The organism is Arthrobacter pigmenti (assembly GCF_011927905.1).
In the GTDB taxonomy this organism is placed as follows: Bacteria; Actinomycetota; Actinomycetes; order Actinomycetales; family Micrococcaceae; genus Arthrobacter_D; species Arthrobacter_D pigmenti.
The window spans coordinates 3,150,598-3,171,246 of record NZ_JAATJL010000001.1 but is presented as its reverse complement, the minus strand read 5'-3'; the positions used below and the strand labels follow the sequence as shown (position 1 = coordinate 3,171,246).

Sequence of the window (20,649 nt, the reverse complement as noted above, 5' to 3'; positions counted from 1 at the left end):
CCATGCGAAACGGACTGGCTACCCGCCTGAGCAATTCCGGGGCACGCTTCCAGGCGCTTCCCCTCAGCTCCAAGATTGCCCTCGGCTTCCTGATCTTTATCACCCTCGTGGCCATAATCGGCCCCGTACTGGCGCCCTTTGAGGAGAACGAGTCAATAGCGCCCGTCCTCCCACCCGGTGGTCCGCACCTTTTCGGTACCGACGGTTCCAGCTATGACGTCTTCTCGCGCATCCTGTACGGCGCACGTGTATCCATAGCCATCGGGCTCGGAGCTGTGCTCCTGGCGATCATTCTGGGAGCGCTGCTGGGTGCACTGGCCGCCACTTCGCGGAAGTGGGTGAACGAGGGCATCATGCGGGTACTCGACGTCATGATGGCGTTCCCCGGCATCGCGCTGGCCGCTGCCTTGCTCTTTGCGCTCAAGGACCACTCCAACAACCTGTTCGGCTCCACGGTGCCGGTGATCATTCTGGCGATTGCGATCGTCTACACGCCGCAGCTTGCCCGCGTTGTACGGGCGAACGTGCTTGCTCAGTACGGCGAAGACTATGTTCGTGCTGAACGCGTCCTCGGTGCCGGGCGCTTCTACATCCTCATTAAGCACATCACCCGTAATTGCGCCGCGCCGGTGCTGGTCTTCGCCACCGTGATGGTCGCCGACGCCATCATCCTTGAGGCGTCACTGTCCTTCCTCGGCGCCGGCGTGCAGCAGCCTGCAGCCTCCTGGGGCAACGTGATGTCCGACGGCCGCAATGTCGTGTTCAGCGGCGCATGGTGGCCCACCACCTTTGGCGGCATCACCATCCTGCTCACGGTGCTTGCGCTGAACATCCTCGCCGAAGGCCTGACCGACGCCATGGTCAACCCGAAGCTCCGTAAAGCCGCTCCGGTCAAGGAGGAGCCGCTCAGGAGCGGCCAGATCGCCGAGACGGCCCCCGCAACCCCCGCACAGCCATCGGTTCTGGACGGCGACGAGGTGCGAACCGGCGAGGGACACGAACTGCACGACGACGACGCACAGAACATTCAGCACGCGGCAGCGCTTGGTGCCAGCATCCACAAGCCCGGATCACTCGAAGCGCTGGCTGTGGAATTGAAGATGCTCTCCGAAATCGAAAGCACGCGCACCGATCGCCTCCCGCAGGTCAGTCCCGACGCTCCCGTCATCCTGGAAGTGAAAGACCTCTCGATCCGGTTCCCCGCCCGCTACGGCGACACGGCGATAGTGGACCGCGTGAACTTCACAGTCCGTGAAGGCGAAACCATGGGCCTGGTAGGCGAATCGGGCTGCGGCAAGTCCATCACCTCGCTGGCGATTATGGGCCTGTTGCCTCCATCGGCCCAGCTCAGTGGATCCATCAGGTTCAACGGCAAGGAACTGCTGACCAATGACCCGAAGGAACGCACCAGGCTCTACCGGGGCCTGCGCGGCGAACAGATCGCCATGGTGTACCAGGACGCGCTGAGCTCCCTCAACCCGTCCATGCTCATCAAGGACCAGCTCACCCAGCTGACCAAGCGAAACGGACGCAAGACCCCGCGTGAGCTGCTGGAACTGGTCAAGCTTGACCCGGACCGCACGCTCAAAAGCTACCCGCATGAGCTCTCCGGCGGACAGCGTCAACGAGTTCTGATCGCAATGGCCCTTTCCCGCTCGCCCAGGATCGTGGTGGCGGATGAGCCGACAACCGCACTGGACGTGACAGTTCAGAAGCAGGTAGTTGACCTTCTCAATGAGCTTCGCGAACAGCTCGGATTCGCCATGGTCTTCGTCAGCCATGATCTGGCCCTGGTGGCCTCCCTCGCCCACCGGGTCACCGTCATGTACGCCGGCCAGGTGGTTGAATCCGCTGGGACCACAGAGCTCCTGCGTAACCCCCAGCACGAGTACACCCGCGGCCTGCTCGGTGCCGTCCTCTCCATCGAAGCCGACGCCGAACGGCTGCACCAGATCCAGGGAACGGTGCCATCACCGCGCGAGTTCGCTGCGGGCGACCGGTTCGCGGAGCGCTCGCTGCGCCCCGACGCCGATCCCAACCAGGTGCTTCAGTTCACCCGTGTGGGGACAGGCGAGCACTACTGGGCAAGTCACCATGAACCCACTGCCCCAACCGCCAACGACGACGACGCTCTTGTGAACGCCGCCCCAACCTCCGAAGGTGCACGATGAGCAGCAACAACACAGCGCCGGTCCTCGAGCTGAAGGACGTTAAGGTCTATCACCGGGCCCGTACGGGCACCCTCTTCCGGCCCAACATCGTCAAGGCGGTGGACGGCGTGGACTTCTCGGTTCACCGTGGCGAAACCGTGGGCATTGTCGGTGAATCCGGGTGCGGGAAATCAACCCTCGCGTCGGTGCTGGTGGGCCTGCAGGAACCCACGGCCGGGCGGATGCTCTTCCACGGCAAAGAGGTCAAGGCACGGAAAGCGGCGGTCCGCAAGCAATTTGGCCGAGACGTCTCCGTGGTTTTCCAGGACCCGTCCACCGCACTGAATTCGCGCATGACCATTCAGGACATCCTCGTTGATCCGCTGCAGATTCACGGCATCGGCAATGAACGCACCCGGATCGCGAAAGTCCGGGAACTGCTGAGCCTCGTGGGTCTTCCGCAGTCCGCTGCCGAGGTCATCCCGAGCCAGGTCTCGGGTGGTCAACGACAGCGCGTCGCGATCGCGCGGGCGCTGGCCCTGGGCCCCTCAGTGATCGTCGCGGACGAACCGACGTCGGCCCTCGACGTGTCAGTTCGCGCCCAGGTACTCAACCTCCTCTCCGACCTGAAGCGGGAGCTGAACCTGGGCATGGTGTTCATCTCGCATGACATACAGACTGTCCGCTACGTTTCCGACCGAATCTGCGTCATGTACTTCGGCCGGATCGTCGAGGAAGGTCCCGCAGCACAGGTCTTCGACCACCCCACAAACGAGTACACCAAGAAGCTGTTGGGCGCAGCGCCCAGCCTGCTTCACGTCTGACCACCAAGCACCAACTGCCTAAAACCTGGAGAACTATCGTGGCAATCGCGCCTACTTCCCGTTTCCACGGCGTCATCCCACCCGTGGTGACACCCCGCACCTCTGATGGCGCTGTTGACGTTTCCTCCCTGGAGCGCGTGACCAAGCACCTGCTCGACGGCGGTGTGAACGGACTCTTCGTCCTTGGCTCCTCCGCGGAGGTGCCTTACCTGACAAACGACGAGCGCGCCGTCGTCGTACGCACGATCGCCGGCGTGAACGCAGGGCAGGTGCCCCTCATTGTGGGCGCCAATGAACAGACCACCAACCGTGTCATCGAGGAAGGCCGGCGCATGGTGGACCTCGGCGCCGACGCGCTGGTCGTGACCTCGCAGTACTACGCAATTTCGGATGTGAACGAAACCGAAACCCATTTCCGTTCCGTCCACGCCGCGCTGAACGTGCCCATCTTCGCCTATGACGTCCCGGTACGCACTCACTACAAGCTCCCGCTAAACCTGCTGGTGCAACTCGGCCGCGACGGGGTGATCGCGGGCGTCAAGGACTCCTCCGGTGATGACGTTGCGTTCCGCCAGTTGCTCATCGCATCCAGGGACATCCCCAACTTCGACATTTTCACCGGGCACGAGGTCGTAGTGGACGGTGCGCTGCTCGGCCGGGCGCAGGGTGTGGTTCCCGGGCTCGGGAACGTTGATCCCGCCGGGTACGCCAGGCTGTACAGCTCCGCCGTCGCGGGTGACTTCGCGTCGGCGGCACGCGAGCAGGATCGGATTACCGACGTGTTCAACATCGTCTATGCCGCCACGCCGGGGCGGGTCTCGGCCGGCGCTGCCGGCCTGGGCGCATTCAAGACGGCGCTCATGCTCATGGGCGTGATCGATACCAACGTGATGTCAGCTCCTTTGCTCGCCTTGAATTCGAGCGAGACTGCCGCGATCAAGGTCATCCTCGAACGCAACGGTCTGCTGTAGGGCATGCGGTACGCGCTTGGCATCGACCTTGGCGGGACCAAGACCGCCGCGGGGCTGGTCGATGAGGAAGGTCGGGTGCTGTTCGTCGACCAGACACCGACGCTCGCCCGGGACGGCGCTGAGGCAATTCTGGATTCCACGGCACGGTTGGTTCTCGGGCTGCTTCGGAAAGCGGACGCGGAGGGCATGACGCTCGAATCGGTCGGCATTGGATCAGCAGGCGTGATTGACTCAACCCGCGGCGTCGTGGTGTCCGCCACCGATTCGATTGCCGGGTGGGCCGGAACACGCTTAACTGAGGGTATCGCGGCGCGGATCGGGCTTCCCTGCACGGCCATCAACGACGTCCACGCGCATGCGCTCGGCGAATCCTGGATCGGCGCCGCCGCAGGCAGCCGGAGCGCGCTGCTCGTGGCAGTGGGCACGGGTGTGGGCGGAAGCTTCATTGTCGACGGCGTCGCCCAGCAGGGCGCGCATTTCGCTGCCGGTCACGTGGGCCACTTCGCCTCTCCCTACGCGTACGACGGCGGCGCCCCCCTGCCGTGCACGTGCGGCCGGTCCGGCCATGTGGAGGCAATCGCGTCCGGGCCGGCTATTCTCCAGGCCTACCTTCGTCTCGCGCCGGTGGGAGCTTCCGCCCGGAACACACGCGAAGTCGGTGCGCTCGCCGTCGCCGGTGACCCGATCGCCGGTCAAGCGATCAGCACGGGCGCCGCTGCAGCCGGGCAGGCAATTGGAGGTCTGGTCAACATCCTTGACCCCGAGGTGGTTGTGGTCGGGGGCGGAATGGCGGGCGCCGGGCAGCTCTGGTGGGACGCCATGTCACAGGCTGCGTCCCCTGAATTGCTGTCTCCGCTGGCAGAGGTGCCAATCGTCCCGGCAACCCTGGGTGCTCACGCCGCCGTCGTCGGCGCTGCCCGCCTGGCACTCACCAACCAACCCGCGAAGGTGGCTTCATGATGGACCTCGAAAGCCTGCGCGGCCGACTGATCGTTTCCTGTCAGGCCTACCCGGGAGAGCCGATGCGGGATCCACGCACGATGGCTCAGCTGGCCCAGTCCGCCGTGATTGGCGGCGCCGCGGCAGTCCGTGTGCAGGGGATCGCCGATATCCAGCAGACCCGCTCGGCTGTTGAGGTTCCGGTGATCGGGCTGTGGAAGGACGGGCACGACGGCGTCTTCATCACCCCAACTCTCCGGCATGCGCTGGCGTGTGCCAACGCAGGGGCCCACGTCGTCGCCATTGACGGTACCCGGCGCGCACGGCCGGACGGACTGTCCCTCGAGGAGACCATCCACGGTATTCACTCCGCGTCCCACGCTCTGGTGATGGCCGACTGCGGTTCACTCGACGACGCGCTGGCTGCCGTCGGCGCGGGCGCGGATCTCATCGGCACAACACTCGCCGGGTATACCGGCGAACGTGAGAAGACAGCCGGCCCGGACCTGCAGCTGCTCGAACAGTTGTCGGCCGCCGGGATGGGTTGTCCGATCGTCGCGGAAGGGCGCATCTCCACCCCCGAGCAAGCGAGACATGCCCTGGATGCGGGCGCGTTCGCCGTCGTCGTGGGCACCGCGATTACCCATCCCGCCTCCATTACCAGCTGGTTCGTTGGAGCGCTGGGGGCAGAATGACGGACGCGTTTCTTGCCCGGGTTGCTCCGGAACTTCTCGACGGACTCGCTTACTCCGGGGCCTTGCCGCCGCCGTCAACGGTTGAGGAGCTAGCGACCTTTCGCGCACGCGCAGCGGCATTGATCCCGCCGTTCAACGAAACGGCGTCTCGCGTAAGGCGCCGCGAACACGACGGGCCCGGTATCGCGCTGTGGAGCTACACGCCGCCCGGGGACGGTCCCTTTCCCGCGGTCTACTGGATTCACGGCGGTGGCATGATCAGCGGCAGCCTTCGCGCCGATCAGCCGTACTGCACAGCGCTGGCTGAAGACACGAAGTGCGTAGTGATCGCGGTGGACTACCGGCTCGCACCCGAAAATCCGCATCCGACGCCCGTTGAGGACGCTTACGCAGGGCTGGAGTGGGTTATCTCCCACCAGGCTGAGCTGCGCATCGACGCCGAGCGGCTCGCGATCGGCGGCTCCAGCGCCGGAGGCGGAATCGCCGCGGCCGTAACGCTGATGGCACGGGACCGGGGCGGCCCGCAGCTCGCATTCCAGTACCTGATGTACCCGATGCTCGATGACGTTCAGGACCCGCGTGCCGGCATCGAGTTCGCGGAAATTCCAACGTGGAGCACGGAGCGGAACCGGTTTGCGTGGCGTTGCCTGCTTGGTTCCTCGTTGGGGTCCGCCGAGGTGAGTTCCTATGCGGCTCCAGCGCGGGCGACAGACCTGCGGGGGCTTCCCCGGGCCCTGATCCAGGTGGGCGAGCTCGACCTGTTCCGGGATGAAGACATCAGCTATGCGGCCAGGTTGCTGCAGGCGGGAGTCCCAACCGAACTGCACGTCTATCCCGGCGCGTACCACGGGTTCGAACTGGTTGCTCCGCACGCGCACCTCAGCAGGCAGGCTCTTGAAGACCGCAATCGGGCATTCACCCGGGCGTTGCACTAGGAAAAGAGAAAGAGGGGTGAACCTCACACAGAAGACATAGGACGTGGTACGTCACTATCGAAGCTCCACCGACAAAGAAGTCAGGAAAAGGACATCCATGAAGCAACGACAAAGCGGGTCCCCCAGCCGAAACAGGCTCGGACTCGCCACTCTGATCGCTGCGGTGCTTGTGGCAACCGCAGCACCCGCCCACGCCGCACCGGTGCCTGCGCTCGCACCGGCCGACCCACCGGGTTCGTTCACTGAAACAAACCTCGGCGCTGAACTTATCAGTCCCTTCGCCTCCTATCGCATCCCCGCCCTGGCCTACCTTGGCGATGGCGTGGTGCTGGCTTCCTGGGACGGCCGTCCGTTCAACGCGGCCGACGCACCCAACCCCAACTCGATCGTCCAGCGCCGAAGCACGGACGGCGGGAAAACCTGGGGTCCCATCGAGGTGATCGCGGCCGGATCCGTCACCGCATCCGGCCAGGAGTCGCCCAAGTTCGGCTATAGCGACCCCAGCTACGTCGTGGATGAAGAGACCGGCAAGGTATTCAACTTCTTCGTCTACTCCAAGGACCAGGGCTTCCACGGCAGCACCTTCGGCAATGACGACGCCAACAGGAACGTGATCAGCTCGGCCGTCATTGAGTCCGACGACGGCGGCATCACCTGGTCTGAACCTCGCCTCATCACGGAAACCACCAAGCCCGACAGCAATCCCGCGAACCCGGCGCCCGGAGACGTGCGCAGCAACTTCGCCTCCTCCGGCCAGGGCATCCAGCTCAAGTACGGCGAGTACGCGGGACGCTTGATTCAGCAGTACGCCGGCGACGTTCTGCAGCCTGACGGTACGCGCGCTATCCAGGCCTACAGCGTCTACTCCGACGATCACGGCCTCACGTGGCAGAAGGGCGAGAACGTTGGCGTCCGGATGGATGAGAACAAGACGGTGGAACTCTCCGACGGCCGTGTGATGCTGAACTCGCGGGACAGCGGCAATGGCGGGTACCGCAAGGTGGCGATCTCCACCGACGGCGGACACAGCTACGGACCGGTCACGCAGGACTTCGAATTGCCGGACCCGACCAACAACGGCTCAATCACGCGGCTTTTCCCGGATGCCGCGCAGGGCACGCCGGATGCGAAGAAGCTGATCTTCTCCAACTCCAACAGCCAGAGTTCCCGCAGCAACGTCTCCGTTCGCGTCTCCTGCGATGACGGTGAGACGTGGCCATCCGTCCGGTCCGTCCGGTCCGGGTTCTCCGCATACTCGACGCTGGAGCGGCTGGAGGACGGCCAGATCGGTCTCCTGTACGAGTCCAGCTACACCAACGGAATCACCTTCTCCAAGTTCGACGACGCCTGGTTGAACTACGTCTGCGCCCCACTTGAGGTCGACGACGTCAAGCTCGCCCCCGGTGAAGCAGTGGACGTTCCGGTGACCATCACCAACCAGGAACAAACCGCTGTTTCGGGTGAGCTCACCATCGACACTCCGGGTGGGTGGACCGCTCCCGTCGTCGACGTACCTGCGATCGCGCCGGGAGAGTCGGCGACCATCACGGTGTCGCTCACAGCCGGCGACAACGCCGCCGCTGCTCCCAAACTCGACGCCGTATTCACGGCAGCGCAGGGCGGTCAATCCCGGCATTCCTTCCAGGCCGCGGCAGACGCCGTCGGGCTGAAAGTTACCGGAACGCCGGCCGATACCAACCGCAATGTCGACACGAACCCGTATGCGGTGGGTGATCGAGTTGCCTACAACTTCCGCGTTACGAGCACGGCTACGGTGACCACCAGCGCCGTACCGACAGCCGGCAACTTCGATATTGGATTCCTGCCGCCGACCGCCCCGAACTGCCGGTTCCGCGTTCTTCCCGCCGGCGATGCCTACAACTGCACCACGGCGAAGCACACCGTGACGCAGGAGGACGTCGACCGGGGTTACTTCATCCCGACGGCAACCTTTGAATCGACCTCGACCACCGATCCGGCGTTGACCAAGACGGTCAACTTCACCGGACAGGCAGTGTTCCTGAACTCTGCAGGCAAGGCGAACGCCCTCGCCGCGGAAATTGTTGGGTCCCGGACCGACACCAACCGCGATCTGGCGGCCAACCCGTACACAGCGGGTGAGCAGGTGCCGTATTCCTTCCGTGTGACCAACACAGGGCTGGTTACCGAGGCGACTGTCCCGACGTCGGGCAATTTCGCTCCGTTTGTACCGCCGGGTCCGGGCAACTGCCGGTTCCTCGTGCTGCCCGCTGGGAATGACTACACCTGCGGCACCCCTCGCCACACCGTCACCGAACAGGAAGCAGCAGACGGGTTCTTTGTTCCGCTGACCACCTGGACGCTCAGTGCCTCGGGCTTCCCGTCGAAGGAACTGACGGTTAACGGCGGCGAGACGGACCTGACCGAACGCAATCCCGGGCTGGCAGCCACAGCTGTCACCACGGAGATCACCGATACAAACGGTGACGGCGTGGACAGTGCAGGTGATGACGTGTCCCAAAGCGCGACGGTCACCAACAGTGGCAATGTCCGGCTGACCGATGTCGCGCTTGAAGGCTGGAACGGTGCGGTAGCTGAGTTGGGTGTCGATGGTGCCACCACCTTCACCCGGACGTTCACTCTGTCCGGGGTGCAGGTGCAGGCCGGTGTGATCGAGGCGGTTGACGCCGTCGTCGTCGGTGCCAATGGCAGCCGAAGCGCGGAGGCTCCGGTCGCCGCGGAGGCGTACCAACTGGACGTCGAGCCCGGCTTCACACCTGAGGCGCCAACCAGCGATCAGTTGAAGCACGACAACGAGGCCGACTTCGCCGCACCCCGTACCCCTGTGGTTCGCGGCGAGGACGTGACGCTTACGCTCCCGGAGGCGGGCTCCTGGTACTTCCTCCACGAGGACACCGAGCCCTTGGGCTGGTTCCAGGCCAACGACGCCGGGCAGGTGACCTTCAGCTTCGACGCCGATGCCGGCCCGGGTGCCCGGAGGGTTTCGGTCACTGACGGTGAGGGCCAGTACGTGGGCTGGGACCGCGTGGTGCTCTCGGGCCGGTGACGCGGGTTACCTAACCGCCAGCAACGTTTGAGTGGCCAGTTATGACCGGTTCCAACGCGAAACCACGTCATAACTGGCCGCTCGATGCGTGCAACGGACTTACCCGGCCACTACTGCGGCTCCGGCCTTATGCGGCGATGAGTCGGGGAACGGTAAGACTGCCGTCACGCATGGTGGCAACGGCATCAGAGAGGGGGACGAATTCGGTGTCATGGGTGACCATGACGGTGGCTACGTCGAATTCCCGGGTGATGCTGCACAACAGGCGCACGACCGACTCGGAGCGCTCATGGTCCAGGGCTGCGGTGGGCTCATCCACGAGCAGGACCGCCGGGTGGCCCATCAGGGCCCGGGCGATATTGACCCGCTGGCGTTGCCCTCCTGACAGTTGATGCGGGCGGCGGCGCGCGGATTCGGCGAGCCCGACGACATCAAGCATCTCCATCGCACGGGACCTGGCGTCTTTGGAGGAGTTACCGCGGAGATGCTCGGCGATGACCAGTTGTTCAACGGCTGTCAGTGAAGGAAGCAGATTCGGTTGCTGGAAGATGATCCCAATCTTCTCGCTGCGCAGTTTGGTTCGATCCCTGTCATGCAACGTTGTGACGTCAATCCCGCCGATGCTGACCCGGCCGCTGGTGGAGTGTATCAGGGTCGCCGCGACGGCCAGGAGGCTGGACTTTCCAGAGCCGGAGGGGCCAACCAGCGCGGTGACGGTACCGGCAGCGGCGGAGAGATTGACATTGTCGAGTGCCTTGAGAGTTCCGTTCTCCCCGTCGGGATATTCGAGCGTGACACCCTCAAGGTTGAGGGCCGGGTTATAGGTGGTGTTCATGGCCTGTCCTTCACTGAACGAGTAGGTGGTTTGTGCCCGTGCTGGTTGCCTAGTTGCCGCCGAGCGCGATCAGCGGGTCGACCTTCGTGACGCGACGGACAGCGATGGCGGAGCCTGCGAGGCCGAGCAGGATAATGCCGGTGATGGGCAGCAGCGTGGTTGCTGCTGTGGTGAGAAAGGGTGCGGCCTGTGCGGCGAATATTCCACCGATGACGCCGAGCCCGCCGCCGAGCGTTGCACCGGCAAGCAGCACGATGGCGGCTTGGGTAATGGCGTCCTTCAATACGTATCCGTTGGAACCGCCGAGTGCCTTGAGCACGGCAATGTCCCTGGTGCGCTGGACAGTCCAGACCGTGAGGAAGGCAACGATCACCAGCGCGGAGATCCCGTAGAGGAAGCCCTGCATCATTGTCAGCGAGCCGTTCTCCGAAGAAAAGGAACCCAGCGCGGAGAAACTGCCGGTCTTCGTTGTGCTGACCGTTTCTGCCGCTGCATCAATGTCCTCGACGGCTACCGCACCAGCGGCATCGCCGTCGTAGTTGGCTGCGATGACGGTACCGGTGACATCCGGATCCGACACATGGGCGAAGTCCCGCCAGTCAGACAACGCGGCCCACACCACCGGGGTGTGGCTGTACCACTGGTTATCGATGATCCCGGCGACGTGCAGCTCAGTGCCGCTGATCAGTACGGTGTCACCGACGGCGATATCCAGGTCTTCGGCAATCTGGGCACTAACGGCTACTTCACCCTTCTCCAGTGCTGCCGGTGCGAGTTCGCCGTCGGGGTCGGCAGCGAAGACTGCCACGTTGGTGGTTCCCCCGGACTGCAAACGGGTCTGCGTGATGCCCAGCGGTTCCGCACGGCTCACTCCAGCGGCCTGCTCCCATAGGTTCACTTGCTTCGCGGTGACTTGCGATTCAGTGTAGGAAGCCTTGGGTTCGTTGCCGGCTGGGGCGCCGAACGCAATGGTGGTTGCGTTGATCTGCTCGATTCCGGACGTCGATTGATTGGCCAGGCCGGCCGTGAGCCCGGAGAGCATGACCAAGAGCAGACTGATCAACGCGACCACCGATCCCATCAGCGCGAACCGGCCCTTAGCGAAGCGGATATCCCGCAGAGCTAGATACATTCCTTGATCACTTCTTTCAGAACTCCCAATTGGAAAGTTGCAGTTTCTCCTGCCTTCTTCCACTTTCCGGGCTTTCAATGAGCGCCACATGGGCAGTCCGGTTGATCACGAATCAACAGACGGTTGATTGCCCGGTCAACCATTCGGTTGATGCCCGCCGCTGGGATCGCAATTAGTCTGGGGAGATGCCTGTCCAAAGTTCGACCGGTGCTGCCGTCACCGGCGAGTTGGTGCTGCGCATTTTGCGCATTGGGCTGCATATCGGTTTTGCAGTGCTGCTCACCGTGGGCACAGTCCGGATGCTTGTGAGTGAACAGGGATCGGCAGGCAAGTATGGCGGTTTAGTGCTGGCCGGGACGCTGGCTGCGGTCTATTTGGTCGGCACACTGGCCGAGAAGCGGGCGGCCGAGGGTCGTCCAATCTGGGGAAACGTTGATGCGGGTCGATACGGTCCCGCATGGCTGGCCGTCATCACTGGCTTGTGGGCGTTCGTGCTTGTCATCCATCCTGACTTTTCCTGGCTGGCGTTCCCGCTGTTCTTCCTGCATCTTCACTTACTGAAAACAGGTCATGCCATCGCCGCGGTCGCTGCGATCACCGTCGTCGTGATGGCCGCACAGTGGTACCACAACGGTGAACTGCACATTGCCATGGTTCTTGGTCCGGTCCTCGGAGCCGGTTTCGCGGTCATCATGGGCCTTGCCTACCAGGCGCTCCATGCCGAAAGCGTCAACCAGCGTCGGGCTTTGGAGGACCTGCACCGCACCCGGACCGAGCTCGCACACAGCCAACACGAAGCCGGCGCCCTGGCCGAACGCGAACGGTTGGCCCGCGAAATCCACGACACCCTTGCTCAGGGACTGTCCAGCATTGTGCTGATTTCCCGGGCGGCCGACGCGGCGCTCGAAGCTGATCAAGTCGACCTGGCGCAGGAGCGGGTCAGGATCATCCATGCGACAGCCGCAGAGAACCTGACCGAGGCTCGCCGCTTTGTCCGTGGTTTGAGCACCGGGCAGATAGAGGAAGGTTCGCTGGTTCAAAGCCTTCGCCGCACCTGTGATAGCACTGAACGGCAGGCGGCGGCCCGGGGGCAAAATTTGCGGTGCCGTTTCAAGGTTGATGGTGAACCCACCCTGTTGCCGGCGCCCTATGAGGTGGCCCTGCTGCGCGCGGCTCAATCGGCGATGTCCAATGTGGCTATCCATGCCCAGGCATCCACTTCCGTACTTTCCTTGAGTTTCGTTGGATCGGACGTGACGCTGGACGTTTTCGACGACGGCATCGGGTTCAACGCCGCTGAAACCCTGAGTACGCCCACACAACGCGCGGACGGTTCCGGGTTCGGCCTGATATCCATCCGCGAACGGGTGGCCGCGCTGAACGGCAGCCTGGATATTGAGTCAACGCCTGGCGAAGGGACTGTCATAGCCATCCGCCTGCCCCTGGCTGAGCACCTCGGTGATGCTGAAACGGACACCGGCAAGGAAAGCCATGAGTGAGATCCGGATCCTGCTGGTCGATGATCATCCAGTGGTGAGGGCAGGGTTACGTGCCATGCTCGGCGAACTCGACGGCGTGATCATCGCAGCAGAAGCAGCCGACGGCGCCGAGGCCATAGTGGCGCTCAAACGCGCCCAGACCCTCGGTGAGCGGATCGACGTCGTGCTGATGGATTTGCAGATGGGTGCCGGCATGGACGGGGTAACTGCCACCCGCGAGATCCAAAAGCTACCCGCCGGTCCACCCGTGCTCATTCTGACCACCTACGATACCGACGCAGACATTCTCGCCGCTGTCGAAGCAGGGGCGAGTGGTTACATGCTCAAGGACGCACCACCCGAGCAGATCCATCAAGCAGTCCAACGCGCGGCCGCGGGTCAAACCGCGCTCGCCCCCGAAGTGGCTGCCCGGTTGATGGGACGCCTTCAGAACCCGGTGACAGCCTTGAGCAGCCGCGAGCTGCAACTCGTCGAACTGCTCGCGACCGGTGCATCCAACCGCGAAATCTCCAGACAACTCTTCATCAGTGAAGCCACGGTCAAAACCCACCTCGTCCACATCTACGAGAAGCTGGGCGTGGATAACCGGACGGCAGCGATCGCCGTCGCACGAGAGCGCCGCATCATCCGGGATTGACGCTCGCCGGACGCGCTACCCGCCAGCGTGAGAGCTCTGCGTCGCTGCAGCCGTCATCAAGATTGCGCAACACTCGCGGGCAGGTCCGTTCCCCGGGCGCCGCTGCTGTGTGATGCTAAGTCTGAGCGGCCCAGGCAAGGATGCCGGCCGCCCGAAAGGGGACATACTGTGCTGGTTGGAGTGAAACGGGAAACCAGACCCGGCGAGCGGCGCGTTGCGGCCACACCCGCGACGGTCCGCCAACTCGCCAAACTGGGGCTGGAAGTCGTCATCGAGTCCGAGGCCGGAACCCATGCCGGGCACGACGACGCCGCCTACCGCGAGGCCGGTGCCGACGTCGTACCCCGCCTCGGTCAGGTCGACGTCCTCTGCCATGTGGCGCCGCTGACTCCGGACGAAGCTGGCGCGCTCAAGCCGGGCACCATCACCGTTGGTCTCGCCTCGCCGTCGGCTGAGCTGCAAACCGTGAACGCTCTTGCGAACGCCGGCGCCACAGCATTTGCCCTCGAACTGATTCCGCGGATCTCCCGCGCACAGTCCATGGACGCGCTGTCCTCCCAGTCCCTCGTGGCCGGCTACCGGGCCGTCCTCGAAGCCGCGATCCGCTTCCCCCGCTTCTTCCCCCTCTACATGACCGCAGCCGGGACCGTGCCGCCGGCGCGCGTGGTGGTGCTCGGCGCGGGCGTCGCGGGGTTGCAGGCGATCGGCACAGCCAAGCGGTTGGGCGCGCGGGTTTCCGCGTACGATGTCCGCCCCGCCTCCGCCGATGAAGTCACCTCACTCGGCGGCACCTTCATCCACCTCGACCTCGACACCATCGAGGGCGCCGGCGGGTACGCCCGCGAAATGAGCGAGGACCGCGCCGAACGTCAACGCGAACTCCTTGCCCCGCACATTGCCGCCGCGGACGTCCTCATTACGACGGCGGCCATCCCCGGCCGGCCCGCACCCCTGCTGGTGACTACCAAGATGGTGGCCGGGATGCGTGCCGGGGCTGTCGTGGTCGACCTGGCCGCCGAGACCGGGGGCAACGTGGAAGGCACAAAGGCGGGGCACGACGTCGTCGTACCGGGGATCGGCGGGAATGTCACCCTGGTGGGGATGAAGGACGCTGCCTCAGCGATGGCTGCGGACGCCTCGCGCCTGTTTGCCGCGAACGTTGCCAACCTCGTGGAGCTCATGACGGTGGAGGGCCGCGTGGTGCCTGACTTCGAGGACGACGTCGTTGCCGGCGCCTGCCTCACGCACGAGGGCAAGGTGCGCCACCAACCCACCGAAGCCGCACTGAGAGGAGTCTGACGATGGACCTACCCACCCTGCTCACCGTGGTGGTGCTCGCCGTCTTTGTCGGGTTCGAGGTGGTCTCGAAAGTGACGAGCACCCTCCACACGCCGCTGATGTCCGGTGCCAACGCAATCCACGGGATCATCCTGATCGGCGCAATCCTCGTGGCCGGTCAGACCACCGAGCCGCTGCCGCTGGTGCTCGCGCTCCTCGCCGTGCTCCTCGCAACGGCCAACCTGGTGGGCGGGTTCGTGGTCACCGACCGCATGCTGCACATGTTCCGGGGTCGAAATCCCGCCAAAGACAATGCAGCGAAGCCCGGAACGTCGCCGAAGGAGCCCAGCGCATGAACCTCCTTACCGCCGAGGCAACTGCCCTGCTCTACCTCGTTGTGGCCGTGTGCTTCATCCTCGCCCTGAAGGGCCTGAGCTCCCCGCGCACAGCCCGCCGCGGCAACCTGATCGGCGCTGCGGGAGCTGCGCTCGCCGTCGTGACGGTCTTCTTCTCGGTCCGGCTCGAGAACCTGCCGGCAATCCTCGTGGCCATCGTCATCGGTGCAGGTATTGCCGCGCCGATAGCCCGACGCGTCCAGATGACCCAGATGCCCCAGCTCGTGGCCCTGTTCAACGGCGTCGGCGGCGGTGCTGCGGCCCTGGTGGCGATCCTCGAACTGGCCGAGCACGACGACGGCTGGGTGCGCGCCGCCGTCGTCTTCACCCTCGTGGTGGGTGCGGTCTCGTTCTCCGGTTCTGCCGTCACGGTCGCGAAATTACAGGAGCTGATGACCACCCGGCCCGTGGTGTTCGGGGGGATGCGCTGGGTGATGACGGCCGTCGTCGTCGTTCTGTTGGTGGCGGCGGTGTTGGTCATTGCGACCGGGAGCGTGGTGTGGGCTACGGTCCTGCTGCTGCTCGGGCTGGTGGGTGGCGTGCTGCTCGTGCTGCCGGTGGGCGGCGCGGACGTTCCCATTGTCATCTCGCTGCTGAATGCGTTCACCGGGCTGGCGGTCGCGGCGTCGGGCGTGGTGCTGAACAACGTGCTGCTGCTGGTCGCCGGAACACTGGTCGGGGCGAGCGGCACCATCCTCACCCGTGCCATGGCGTCCGCGATGGGACGGGGGGTGGCGGGCATCCTGTTCGGTGCTTTCCGGGGAGGTTCGACGGCGGGAGGCGGCGCCGTGAGCGAGCGGCCGGTGCGTTCGTCCGGGCCGGAGGATGTCGCCGTCATGCTTGGGTACGCGCAGCGGGTGGTGATCGTGCCGGGCTACGGGCTCGCAGTATCCCAGGGGCAGCACACCATCGCGGAGCTGGCGGATGCGCTGGAGGCCCGGGGCGTGGAGGTGTCCTTCGCGATCCACCCGGTGGCCGGCCGCATGCCAGGTCACATGAACGTTCTGCTGGCGGAGGCGAATGTGCCGTACGAGTCGCTGAAGGAGATGTCCGAAGTCAACCCTGAGTTCCGGAACATGGACGTGGCGCTGGTGGTGGGAGCGAACGACGTCGTCAATCCGGCTGCCAAGACCTCGCCGGGTTCGCCGATCTACGGGATGCCGATCCTCGAGGTGGGTGACGCCGGGCAGGTGGTGTTTCTGAAGCGGTCCATGCGTCCGGGATTCGCGGGAATCGAGAACGAGTTACTGTACTCGCCGAAGACCACGCTGCTGTTCGGTGACGCGAAGGATTCGCTGACGAAGGTGCTGGGGGCGGCGAAGGCGCTGTAGGTTTCGGGAAATTTTGTGCAGCTCCGGTGGGTTCAGGACGCGCGAAGCCACCAGAGCTGCACGAAACTTCCGGTTACCGGCGGACGCTGCGGTTCTTGCGGCCGGACATCGACTCTGCGACGCCGATCAGCAGCACGGACGCTACGACGGCGACGATGAAGCCGATGATGTTGAGTTCGAAGATGCCGCCGGTGCCAAGCAGGTTCGCGATGATGCCGCCGATCAGCGAACCGACAACGCCGAGCAGAAGCGTGGCGATCCAACCCAGGTTCTGCTTGCCCGGTTTAATGAGCCGCGCGATAGCGCCGATGATGAGTCCCGCAATGAGGAATCCGATAATAGCCATGCTGTTTGCCTCCAGTTGTAGATGTTCCTCCGAAACAATAAGTCTGCTTTGTAGTAAGTGCAATATGGCGCAGTGGGCTGGGGGGTCAGCGGGGTGCGGGCCCGGTGCTCCCACGTTGTATCAGCTCCGGTTGGAACGTGGTGTGGGAGGGCTCGGTTCCGCCGTCGCCGAGGAGTCGGCGCATCTCGTGCCAGGCCTGCTCGCCGATGTCGTTGATCGGCACGGCAGCAGTGGTGAGCGGAGGAGTGGTGTAGTTGGCGAACGGAATGTCGTCGAACCCGGTAATCGAAATCTGCCCTGGGACGCTGACGCCGCGCTCGTGGAGGCCGCTGAGCAGCCCCATGGCCACGAGGTCGTTGAACGCCAGTACCCCTGTTGCTCCGGTTTCAAGCACGCTTTCCGCCGAGCCGTGGCCGGACTCGAAGCTGGAGCCGGCGGGAAGGACAGCCAGCTCAATCCCCGGATGGTCCACGCTGAACTTCTCCAGTCCCTGTAGGCGGGCCTGGTTGGAAACGCTTCGTTCGGGCCCCGAAAGGAACGCGAGTTTGGTGTGGCCGAGGCTCACCAGGTGCGCCGCCAGATCCTGGACGCCCTGCCCGTAATCGACCACGAGGCTGGGGGTCTGCGTGTCCGCCGTCGAGCGATTGATGAGCACCAGCGGGCGCAGCGAGGGAAGCAGCGCCTCAAGCTCCGCCTCATTCATGCGCGGGGCGCAGAGCACGACGCCGTCACACCGCCGTCGTGCTTCGCCCGCCAGGATGGACTCTTCGCTGGACACCTCGGACGAGTCGGCGATGAGTACGCGGTAGCCATCCTGCGCGGCCGCGCGGCTTACCCCACGGAGCATGCCCTGGAAGGTTGGGTTGGCGAGGTCCGGTACAACGACGCCGATGGTGTCCGTCTTCCCGAGCGCCAGGCTGCGGCCCACCGCGTTGGGCTGGTAGTTCAGCTCTGCCGCTGCGGCCCGCACGCGGGCGGCGATGTCCGGGTCCACCGAGAAGTTCCCGTTCATGACGCGCGAGACCGAGGCCAGCGACACCCCGGCCCGCTGCGCGACGTCGGTGATGCCCACCCTGCGGTTAGCTGTTTTCCTGGCCATAGGTTCCTTCCCCCGGATGGAGATCGGCGCCCCGGCAACAAATGGTTGACGGGCATACCGGTGTGTTGATAGAAAGCATATAACCTTTTCCAGAAAACGTTTTCTCGAGCATAGACGTCACAGGCGCGATGTTGCAGCATCGCTGAAGCCGGCGACCGAAGGAGCCCCATGAGTACCGCCCCGCATACGTTTGCTGCTGAACAGCAGGAACCGAGACATGAACGCACCCGCGTGGTGCTGATCGGCACCGGATCGCGCGCCGAGATGTACGTCCGTGCCGCGCTCGGCGACCAGGCGTCCTCAACCGAACTTGTGGCCGTCAGCGACACAAACCCGGGGCGGGCCCAGTACTACCTGGACCTCGCAGCGGAGCTGTGGCCGGAATCGAAGGTCGCGCAGTTCCCGCCGGGGGAACTCACGCAGTTCATCCGGGACAACGGGATCGGCCGCGTCATTGTCACCACACCCGACTACACCCACGCGGACTACATCGTCGAGGCGCTGCAGGCGGGGGCCGACGTCGTCGTCGAAAAGCCGCTCACCATCGACGCCGAAAGCTGCCGCCGGGTCTGCCGCGCGATCGAGGAGACGGGGCGCGACGTCGTCGTGACCTTCAACTACCGGTACTCACCGCGCAACAGTGCGCTGAAGGAGATCATCCAGAGCGGCGCCATCGGTAAGGTGACGTCGATCGATTTCAGTTGGATGCTGGACACCGTCCACGGTGCTGACTACTTCCGGCGCTGGCACCGGCAGAAGGAGAACTCGGGCGGTCTGCTGATCCATAAGGCGTCGCACCACTTCGACCTCGTGAACTGGTGGATCGACGACGTTCCCGAGCGGGTATTCGCCAGCGGCGGTTTGCGTTTCTACGGCGAGACGAACGCTGCCGGACGCGGCCTCACTGATCGCCCGAAGCGCGGCACCATCGACGAAGCTGCGGACGACCCGTTCGCCCTCGACCTCCGCGACGATGAGCGTCTCAACGCCCTCTACTACGCCAACGAACACCACGACGGCTACCAGCGGGACCAGGATGTCTTCGCCCCCGGCATCACGATCGAGGACAATCTGGCGCTAGTGGTGGACTACGCCTCCGGGCCCACGCTCAGCTACTCGCTGAACGCCCACAGCCCCTGGGAAGGCTACCGGGTGGCGGTGAACGGAACCCACGGGCGGGCCGAACTCGAAGTGGTCGAGCGGGCAGCGGTGTCCAGCAGTACCGACCAGAAGAACGTGGTCGACCCCAGTGCCACCCCGGTGGAGGAGGACGACGCCGTCCGGGTCAATGGCGAGCGCCTCACCCTCCAGCGCCACTGGGAGCGCGCCGTCGACGTGCCGATCGTCAACGGGGAAGGCGGCCACGGCGGCGGAGATGCGCTCCTGCTTGCGGACCTGTTCGAGGGACCAGGAGAGGATCCACTGGGCAGACCGTCTGGCTATCTGGACGGATTGCGCGCCGTCGCCGTCGGTATTGCCGGCAACGCCTCGCTCGAATCGTCCCTGCCGGTGCACATCAGCGAACTGGATTTGGGCGCCGACCTCGCCGCGGACCGTTCCGACAAGAGCCAGGTGCGCCGTGGCTGAGCGGGCACAGACTACGGTCCTCGTCACGGGCGGATCCGGCAGGCTGGGCCGCAGCGTGGTGACCGGCCTTGCGGAGGCAGGGTACGACGTCGTCTCCGTAGACCGCGCGCCGGTCCCGGACGGCGCGTTCCCGGCCCAAATTCGGCAGGAGTCCGTGGATCTGCTGGCCCCCGGCGTTGCCCGTCGGGTCATCGAGAAGCACCGGCCCGACGCCGTCGTGCACCTTGCCGCGATCGCCGTCCCGTTCAGCGCGCCCGAGGAGGTCATCCTCCAGACCAACAGCCAGCTCGCCTTCCAGGTTATGGGCGCGGCCACCGACCTCGGCGTCGGCAGGATCATCACCGCTTCCAGTCCCACCGTGCTGGGTTACGGGTCGCCGGCCGGTTGGACGCCGGAGGCCCTCCCTCTCGACGAGGAGACGACGCCTAAGCCGTGGAACGCGTACGCCCTCTCCAAACTGCTGGCCGAGCAGACCATGCGCATGTTCGCCGCCGCGCAGGGGGACCGGCTCCGTTACGCCGCGTTCCGGCCCTGCTATGTCATTTCGCCCGAGGAGTGGGCGGGCGCGCCGACCCAGCAGGGGCACACCGTCGTCGAACGCCTTGATGATCCGGCGCTGTCCGCGCCGGCCGTCTTCAACTATGTCGACGCGCGGGACGTGGCGGACTTCCTCGACGTACTGCTGCAGTCCATGGACCGGATCCCCAATGCTGAAACCTTCTTCGTGGGAGCTTCCGATGCCCTGGCACGCGGGCCGCTGTCCGAGCTCATCCCGCACTATCTGCCGGCCGTTGGTGCGCTCGCCGCTGGTCTCACGGGCACCAGCCCGGCGTTCTCGATCGATAAGGCGCGCAGGCTCCTCGGCTGGGAGCCCAAACGCAGTTGGCGGACCGAGCTGCCCGGTGAAAAAGACCAGCAGTTAGCCGCCGCGATTCAGGAAGTCAGGTAAG

18 protein-coding genes are annotated in these 20,649 nt (G+C 64.8%); 14 read left to right on the top strand and 4 right to left on the bottom strand.

Annotation, left to right across the window (positions count from 1 at the left end; all coding sequences use genetic code 11):
- The first annotated feature begins 2 nt into the window (after window positions 1-2).
- The 7 genes from BJ994_RS14830 to BJ994_RS14800 all read left to right on the top strand — a co-directional run bounded on the left by BJ994_RS14830 (window position 3) and on the right by BJ994_RS14800 (window position 9,560).
- Window positions 3-2,171, top strand: a complete 2,169-nt coding sequence (locus tag BJ994_RS14830; protein ID WP_167995204.1) for a dipeptide/oligopeptide/nickel ABC transporter permease/ATP-binding protein — start codon at window positions 3-5, stop codon at window positions 2,169-2,171.
- Entirely contained in the window at window positions 2,168-2,974 is an 807-nt protein-coding gene (locus BJ994_RS14825; RefSeq protein ID WP_167995203.1) for an ATP-binding cassette domain-containing protein, read from the top strand. Before BJ994_RS14830 ends, BJ994_RS14825 begins: the two co-directional genes overlap by 4 nt.
- A gap of 44 nt (window positions 2,975-3,018) precedes the next feature.
- Window positions 3,019-3,945, top strand: coding sequence for a dihydrodipicolinate synthase family protein (locus BJ994_RS14820; protein ID WP_342450454.1), 927 nt, complete (start codon window positions 3,019-3,021; stop codon window positions 3,943-3,945).
- A gap of 3 nt (window positions 3,946-3,948) precedes the next feature.
- Window positions 3,949-4,905 carry an ROK family protein gene (locus BJ994_RS14815; protein ID WP_167995202.1) on the top strand — a complete coding sequence of 319 codons (957 nt, stop codon included), beginning with the start codon at window positions 3,949-3,951 and terminating at the stop codon, window positions 4,903-4,905.
- The gene (locus tag BJ994_RS14810; protein ID WP_167995201.1) at window positions 4,902-5,579 is read left to right on the top strand and encodes an N-acetylmannosamine-6-phosphate 2-epimerase; all 678 of its coding nucleotides are present in this window, start codon (window positions 4,902-4,904) and stop codon (window positions 5,577-5,579) included. The genes BJ994_RS14815 and BJ994_RS14810 overlap by 4 nt, the downstream gene beginning before the upstream one ends.
- Window positions 5,576-6,514, top strand: coding sequence for an alpha/beta hydrolase (locus BJ994_RS14805; RefSeq protein WP_167995200.1), 939 nt, complete (start codon window positions 5,576-5,578; stop codon window positions 6,512-6,514). The genes BJ994_RS14810 and BJ994_RS14805 overlap by 4 nt, the downstream gene beginning before the upstream one ends.
- Window positions 6,515-6,611: 97 nt before the next feature.
- On the top strand, window positions 6,612-9,560 hold the full coding sequence (locus BJ994_RS14800) for an exo-alpha-sialidase (RefSeq protein ID WP_167995199.1): 2,949 nt from the start codon (window positions 6,612-6,614) through the stop codon (window positions 9,558-9,560).
- A gap of 127 nt (window positions 9,561-9,687) precedes the next feature.
- Here the strand turns inward: BJ994_RS14800 and BJ994_RS14795 are convergent, their stop codons facing one another.
- Both BJ994_RS14795 and BJ994_RS14790 read right to left on the bottom strand, forming a co-directional pair.
- Window positions 9,688-10,395 (bottom strand): ABC transporter ATP-binding protein, encoded by a 708-nt coding sequence (locus BJ994_RS14795; RefSeq protein WP_167995198.1) that lies wholly within the window; start codon window positions 10,393-10,395, stop codon window positions 9,688-9,690.
- Between the two features lie 49 nt (window positions 10,396-10,444).
- Window positions 10,445-11,527 (bottom strand): ABC transporter permease, encoded by a 1,083-nt coding sequence (locus tag BJ994_RS14790; RefSeq protein WP_167995197.1) that lies wholly within the window; start codon window positions 11,525-11,527, stop codon window positions 10,445-10,447.
- A gap of 185 nt (window positions 11,528-11,712) precedes the next feature.
- Here BJ994_RS14790 and BJ994_RS14785 point away from each other — a divergent pair, with 185 nt between their 5' ends.
- The 5 genes from BJ994_RS14785 (at window position 11,713) to BJ994_RS14765 (ending at window position 16,667) form a co-directional block, all read left to right on the top strand.
- Window positions 11,713-13,026, top strand: a complete 1,314-nt coding sequence (locus BJ994_RS14785) for a sensor histidine kinase (protein WP_167995196.1) — start codon at window positions 11,713-11,715, stop codon at window positions 13,024-13,026.
- Window positions 13,019-13,663, top strand: a complete 645-nt coding sequence (locus BJ994_RS14780) for a response regulator (protein ID WP_167995195.1) — start codon at window positions 13,019-13,021, stop codon at window positions 13,661-13,663. The genes BJ994_RS14785 and BJ994_RS14780 overlap by 8 nt, the downstream gene beginning before the upstream one ends.
- A 168-nt stretch (window positions 13,664-13,831) precedes the next feature.
- Window positions 13,832-14,962, top strand: coding sequence for a Re/Si-specific NAD(P)(+) transhydrogenase subunit alpha (locus BJ994_RS14775; RefSeq protein ID WP_167995194.1), 1,131 nt, complete (start codon window positions 13,832-13,834; stop codon window positions 14,960-14,962).
- A 2-nt stretch (window positions 14,963-14,964) separates the two neighbouring features.
- Window positions 14,965-15,297: an NAD(P) transhydrogenase subunit alpha part 2 gene (locus BJ994_RS14770; protein WP_167995193.1), complete on the top strand. Its 333-nt coding sequence runs from the start codon at window positions 14,965-14,967 to the stop codon at window positions 15,295-15,297.
- The gene (locus BJ994_RS14765; RefSeq protein WP_167995192.1) at window positions 15,294-16,667 is read left to right on the top strand and encodes an NAD(P)(+) transhydrogenase (Re/Si-specific) subunit beta; all 1,374 of its coding nucleotides are present in this window, start codon (window positions 15,294-15,296) and stop codon (window positions 16,665-16,667) included. The genes BJ994_RS14770 and BJ994_RS14765 overlap by 4 nt, the downstream gene beginning before the upstream one ends.
- 73 nt (window positions 16,668-16,740) lie before the next feature.
- Here the strand turns inward: BJ994_RS14765 and BJ994_RS14760 are convergent, their stop codons facing one another.
- Together BJ994_RS14760 and BJ994_RS14755 are read right to left on the bottom strand one after the other, a co-directional pair.
- The gene (locus tag BJ994_RS14760) at window positions 16,741-17,013 is read right to left on the bottom strand and encodes a GlsB/YeaQ/YmgE family stress response membrane protein (protein ID WP_209066907.1); all 273 of its coding nucleotides are present in this window, start codon (window positions 17,011-17,013) and stop codon (window positions 16,741-16,743) included.
- An 85-nt stretch (window positions 17,014-17,098) separates the two neighbouring features.
- Window positions 17,099-18,112: a LacI family DNA-binding transcriptional regulator gene (locus tag BJ994_RS14755; RefSeq protein WP_167995191.1), complete on the bottom strand. Its 1,014-nt coding sequence runs from the start codon at window positions 18,110-18,112 to the stop codon at window positions 17,099-17,101.
- 168 nt (window positions 18,113-18,280) lie between these two features.
- On the opposite strand from BJ994_RS14755, the gene BJ994_RS14750 reads away from it, so the two are divergent.
- Complete coding sequence (locus BJ994_RS14750) at window positions 18,281-19,699, top strand: Gfo/Idh/MocA family protein (protein WP_167995190.1); 1,419 nt, start codon at window positions 18,281-18,283, stop codon at window positions 19,697-19,699.
- The gene (locus BJ994_RS14745; RefSeq protein WP_167995189.1) at window positions 19,692-20,648 is read left to right on the top strand and encodes an NAD-dependent epimerase/dehydratase family protein; all 957 of its coding nucleotides are present in this window, start codon (window positions 19,692-19,694) and stop codon (window positions 20,646-20,648) included. Before BJ994_RS14750 ends, BJ994_RS14745 begins: the two co-directional genes overlap by 8 nt.
- The last annotated feature ends 1 nt before the right edge of the window (window position 20,649 follow it).